This is a genomic window from Arthrobacter sp. HMWF013 (genome assembly GCF_003061105.1).
In the GTDB taxonomy this organism is placed as follows: domain Bacteria; phylum Actinomycetota; class Actinomycetes; order Actinomycetales; family Micrococcaceae; genus Arthrobacter.
The window spans coordinates 1-1,801 of record NZ_QAIQ01000651.1; the positions used below are offsets into that span (position 1 = coordinate 1).

At 62.9% G+C, this 1,801-nt stretch carries 1 pseudogene; it reads left to right on the forward strand.

Annotated elements, in window-relative coordinates:
• A pseudogene (locus tag DBR22_RS21465) lies at positions 1-1,801 on the forward strand (DNA-directed RNA polymerase subunit beta'); the annotation flags it as partial.

The window sequence follows — 1,801 nt, forward strand, 5'->3', positions numbered from 1 at the left end:
GTCCACTGAAGTCTCTGAGCGACATGCTCAAGGGCAAGCAGGGCCGTTTCCGCCAGAACCTCCTCGGCAAGCGCGTCGACTACTCCGGCCGTTCGGTCATCGTCGTCGGTCCGCAGCTGAAGCTGCACCAGTGTGGCCTGCCCAAGCAGATGGCGCTGGAGCTCTTCAAGCCGTTCGTGATGAAGCGCCTGGTTGACCTCAACCACGCCCAGAACATCAAGTCGGCCAAGCGTATGGTCGAGCGTTACCGTCCGCAGGTCTGGGACGTGCTCGAAGAGATCATCACCGAACACCCGGTGCTGCTCAACCGTGCACCTACCCTGCACCGCCTCGGCATCCAGGCGTTCGAACCGCAGCTTGTTGAAGGTAAGGCCATCCAGCTTCACCCGCTGGTTTGTGGCGCCTTCAACGCCGACTTCGATGGCGACCAGATGGCAGTCCACCTGCCGCTGAGCCCCGAAGCCCAGGCTGAGGCACGCATCCTGATGCTGTCCTCGAACAACATCCTGAAGCCGTCCGACGGCCGCCCGGTCACCCTGCCTTCGCAGGATATGATCATCGGCCTCTACCACCTGACCACCAAGCGTGTCGGTTCAGCTGGCGAAGGCCGCGTCTTCTCGTCCGTTTCGGAAGCCATCATGGCCTACGACCTCCGCGAGCTGCACCTGAACTCGCAGGTCAAGATCCGCCTTGAAGGCTTCGTCCCGTACGCGGGCTGGGAAGCTCCGGAAGGCTGGGAGGCCGGCCAGCCGGTTCTCGTCCAGACCTCCCTGGGCCAGGTCATCTTCAACCAGACCCTGCCGGCGGATTACCCGTGGGTTGAGAACGTTGCAGACAAGGGCGAACTGTCCACGATCGTCAACGACCTCGCAGAGCGCTACCCGAAGGTGATTACGGCGGCAACGCTGGATAACCTCAAGGATGCCGGTTTCTACTGGGCCACCCGCTCGGGCGTTACCGTTGCCATCTCGGACATCGAGGTACCCAAGGACAAGCCGAAGATCCTCGCCGGCTACGAAACCATGGCTGCCAAGATCCAGGGCCAGTACGACAAGGGCCTGATCGACGACGACGAGCGTCGCCAGGAACTGATCGAGATCTGGAACAAGGCAACGAACGAGATCGCCCAGGCGATGCGTGACAGCCTGTCCCCGATGAACACCATCAACCGCATGGTGTCCTCCGGTGCACGTGGTAACTGGATGCAGGTCCGTCAGATCGCGGGTATCCGTGGCCTGGTGGCCAACCCTAAGGGTGAGATCATCCCGCGTCCCATCAAGTCCTCCTACCGCGAGGGCCTGTCGGTGCTGGAATACTTCATCGCCACGCACGGTGCCCGTAAGGGTCTGGCTGACACCGCGCTGCGTACCGCCAACTCGGGTTACCTGACCCGTCGCCTGGTGGACGTCTCGCAGGACGTCATCGTTCGCGAAGAGGACTGCGGCACTGAGCGTGGTTTGGTCACGCCCATCGCTGTCCCGGACGCCAACGGCGAGCTGGTTCTGGACGAGAACGTCGAGAACAGTGCCTACGCCCGTACGCTCGCTGTTGATGTTGTGGACTCCAAGGGCAATGTCCTTGCAGCCGGCGGCACCGACTGTGGCGACGTCGTGATCGCTGAGCTGTTCGCAGCCGGCATCACCGAGGTCAAGGTCCGCTCCGTACTCACCTGTGAGTCCAGCGTCGGCACCTGCGCCCTGTGCTATGGCCGTTCGCTGGCCACCGGCAAGACCGTGGACATCGGCGAGGCTGTCGGCATCATCGCCGCACAGTCCATCGGTGAGCCCGGCACGCAGCTGAC